This is a genomic window from Paenibacillus ihuae (assembly GCF_001368795.1).
In the GTDB taxonomy this organism is placed as follows: domain Bacteria; phylum Bacillota; class Bacilli; order Paenibacillales; family Paenibacillaceae; genus Paenibacillus_AQ; species Paenibacillus_AQ ihuae.
In genome coordinates this window covers 1,547,342-1,550,548 of sequence record NZ_LN831198.1, presented here as the reverse complement: position 1 = coordinate 1,550,548, position 3,207 = coordinate 1,547,342, and the positions used below count along the sequence as shown (strand labels likewise).

The following is a 3,207-nucleotide window of genomic DNA, read 5'->3' as shown; positions in this document are numbered from 1 at the left end:
CAGTGCAGATACAATCTGTTGTGCAGCATGCGGATGACGACCACCGACTCCCCGCCGATCTGGGTGTGCAGCTGTTCCTTGATCATCCCGGCCTCCCAGTCAAAGGCCGCCAGCCACTGCTCCGCCTGCCAGGATTCGCCCAGAAATTGTGCCAGCTGCAGAAACTGGCTGCGCCAGTCGGCAGGGCCGACCTGCAGGTAATGAACGGGAGCGATTCGCTCAAGCGCGGTCTTCTCTTCTTCCTGCAGGTCATCGCCAGCCAGAATCAGATCAGCAGGAACTTGTCTGAGCAGCTCCAGATTGGCCTGCCAGTCCTGATTGCTGCGGAAGGCACTGATATGTACAGGGATATCGCTGCGGTAATTCCGGTAATAATACTCCGTCCATTTGGGGTGAAGCGCCGCCGCGTAAGGGATAAGATTGAGCGGAAGTAATTGTCCGAGCAGCGACGGAGAGTATGCCACCAGCTTGCGGCGGCGGCTCTTCATATAGACCGCAGGGGGCACCCCGATAATCTTCTTGAATTTACGGCTGAAGTAGAATTCATCCGTGTACCCTACCCGGTGGGCGATCTCACGCAGCTTCGTTCCGCTCTCCGCCATTAGTCGTTTAGCCTGCTGCAGCCTCAGCTCAGTGGTATAGTCCAAAGCGCTCTTGCCATATTTTTTCTTAAACAAGTCGTTGAAATATTTGGGGCTTAGCTCAGCAGCCTGCGCCAGCAGCTGAGAGGTCAGATCCTGAGTATAGTGCTCTTCTATGTATAATCGGGCCTGCTCCAGCGCGGAATTCGTATCCCGGGGCCGCTGCCTGCCGCTCACACGGATGCTGTACAGCAGCTCCTGAAAATCAATCTGTGCCCGGAAGCTTATATGCTGCTGCTGGTTCTCTTCCATGTGGATCAACCCGCTGCAGATTGAAGTAATTGTAATCATTGAAGTTTGCGGCAGCAAGCCCTCACGGGGAAACAGCTCAGCATCCTTGAGCAGAAAGCTCCCTTCACCTGCCGGATGGTACCGGTGGATGTCGAAATAAAAAATGTACATTTCAAGGCTCCCCGCCTGCTGTACTGTACCGAAGGTCTGTTCCGGAAGACATAGGCAGACCGAACCGGCTGCAAGCTCAAACTGGCCGTGATTCATGAGCACCTGGACAGAGCCGCTTACCACCACTATAAGCGCATATGAAAGTGCAAGCTGTTGAGGCAGATGCCCCTCCTCACTCCCCTTCACTGCCTGAACCGATAACAAGCGGAAGGACAGCTCGTCCCAATCCCGGAACTGTTCTTCGCTGTCCGCAGGGATTAACTCTTGTTTCATAACCTTACCACCACCATTACATACTCTTATAAGTGATTTCAGTATAATTGATAATCATTATCAATGGCAATGCCCAGGTGTACGCCAAAAAGGACTATATCCTGCCCTTTGGGCTGGAAATAGTCCTTGAATCTGAGTTTGTTACCGGCCGCCAGACCTTTACTGCCCGAAGCCGACCCGCGGCCGCTCGCGCTCCTTGGTCTCTAGCGCTACTGCACGAATTGAGGTGATCGGAATGTAGAGCACCTGATATTCTGTCCGGTATTTCACGAAGCGATCGTCAAGCTCTTCCAGAACACCGTCCCTTACACTCGTACCATCCAGAAAATGTACCGCGACTTTCTGCCCTTTCAAATCTGCCAGCATGGTTCATCCGCTCCTTCACTTATAGGTTCGTGATTACTTTGTCGATAATGCCGTATGTCATTGCCTCATCCGCGGACATGAAATAATCCCTGTCCATATCCTTCGCGATCTTATCAGCCGGCTGGCCGGTCCGGCCCGCAGTAATCTGCACGACCTTTTCCCTAATCTGCAATATCCGTTTGGCGCTGATGGCAATATCGCTGGCTTGCCCCTGGGCGCCGCCATGCGGCTGGTGGATCATAATTTCACTGCTCGGCAGCGCAAATCTTTTGCCGGGAGCTCCGGCCAGCAGCAGCAATGATGCGAAAGAAGCCGCAAAACCGGTGCATATCGTGCTGACCTGCGGTTTGATTACCTGCATCGTATCATAAATTCCGAACCCTGCGGTAGTTGAACCTCCCGGACTGTTAATAAACATTTGGATATCCTTCTCGGGTTCTTCCGCCGCAAGGTATAAAAGCTGGGCAATAATGCTGTTCGCCAGCTGATCATCGATCGCCGCACCGACGAATACAATCCGGTCTTTCAGCAGCCGGGAATAAATATCGTAGGACCGCTCGCCTCTGCTCGTCTGTTCAATTACATAGGGGATAATACTCATGATCCATACCTCCTGGGATATAACTTGATTTGATATCCTGTAAACGGATCGGGACCGGCAAAGGATACGGAACGAAGCCTACAAAAACAGCTGCAGAACCCGCGTATCTTTTAATAAGGGCTGTTCGTTTATATAATAAGGGAATATACCAAAGAAATAGCTGAAAAGGAGTTGTGTGAGCATGATGATCCTTGAAGAATACAGCACCCTAAAGCTTGAGGATGACCACAGCCTGCAGTCGCTTAGAGCTGCGTTAAACCGGTACTGCCTGGCGCTTACCCGCTCCGGGCATGAGGCTGAAGATCTGGCCCAGGACACCTGGACGAAGGTGCTCAGCTACGGAAAATTCTCGGCAAGCCCCAATCCGGAAGCCCTGCTGCTGCGGATTGCTAAGAATACCTGGATCGATGCCGTCCGGCGCAAGGCTTCCTTGACGCGTGCGATGGGCCGTGAACGGAGCGCGGTAGAACCTGAGGCAGCGCAGAGCAGCCTTTCAGAGATTGAAACAGCTTTTCAGGCCTTGATCAAACATCTGTCGCCTCTGCAGCGGATGGCATTCCTTCTGCGTGATGTGCTCGGCTGCTCTGCAAACGAAACGGCGGTTCAGCTGGACACCACAGAAGGTGCGGTCAAAGCTGCGCTATACCGGGCGCGGCAAGCGCTCGAAGCTGTGCGGAAGGAGCTGGCCGCAGATGGGCCTGCCCTCCCGCAGGATGCGGATTTCAGGCTGCTGCTGGCTGCGCTGGCGGATGCCTATGAACAGGGGCAGATTCCCGTCATGCTGGAACTTCTGCGCCAGGACCGAGCAGCAGAGCTCACCATGGCGGTCAGCACAGCCGCTGTGCAGGCCCAGTTTTCGGGCAGATGCTTCACCGCAAACAGTACCGTCATCTATTCCGGAATGCGGATGGCGGCCTAACAAGA

General features: G+C 53.8%; 4 protein-coding genes. 1 reads left to right on the top strand and 3 read right to left on the bottom strand.

Annotated features, from left to right (window positions below; translation table 11 throughout):
• The 3 genes from AQR02_RS06845 to AQR02_RS06835 all read right to left on the bottom strand — a co-directional run.
• On the bottom strand, window positions 1-1,316 hold a 1,316-nt coding region (locus tag AQR02_RS06845), incomplete at its 3' end, for an AraC family transcriptional regulator (RefSeq protein ID WP_245237175.1).
• 159 nt (window positions 1,317-1,475) lie between these two features.
• Entirely contained in the window at window positions 1,476-1,682 is a 207-nt protein-coding gene (locus AQR02_RS06840) for a hypothetical protein (protein WP_054939941.1), read from the bottom strand.
• Window positions 1,683-1,701: 19 nt separating this feature from the next.
• The gene (locus AQR02_RS06835) at window positions 1,702-2,283 is read right to left on the bottom strand and encodes an ATP-dependent Clp protease proteolytic subunit (protein WP_054939940.1); all 582 of its coding nucleotides are present in this window, start codon (window positions 2,281-2,283) and stop codon (window positions 1,702-1,704) included.
• A 181-nt stretch (window positions 2,284-2,464) separates the two neighbouring features.
• Here AQR02_RS06835 and AQR02_RS06830 point away from each other — a divergent pair, with 181 nt between their 5' ends.
• Window positions 2,465-3,202 carry an RNA polymerase sigma factor gene (locus AQR02_RS06830; protein ID WP_054939939.1) on the top strand — a complete coding sequence of 246 codons (738 nt, stop codon included), beginning with the start codon at window positions 2,465-2,467 and terminating at the stop codon, window positions 3,200-3,202.
• Window positions 3,203-3,207 lie beyond the last annotated feature (5 nt).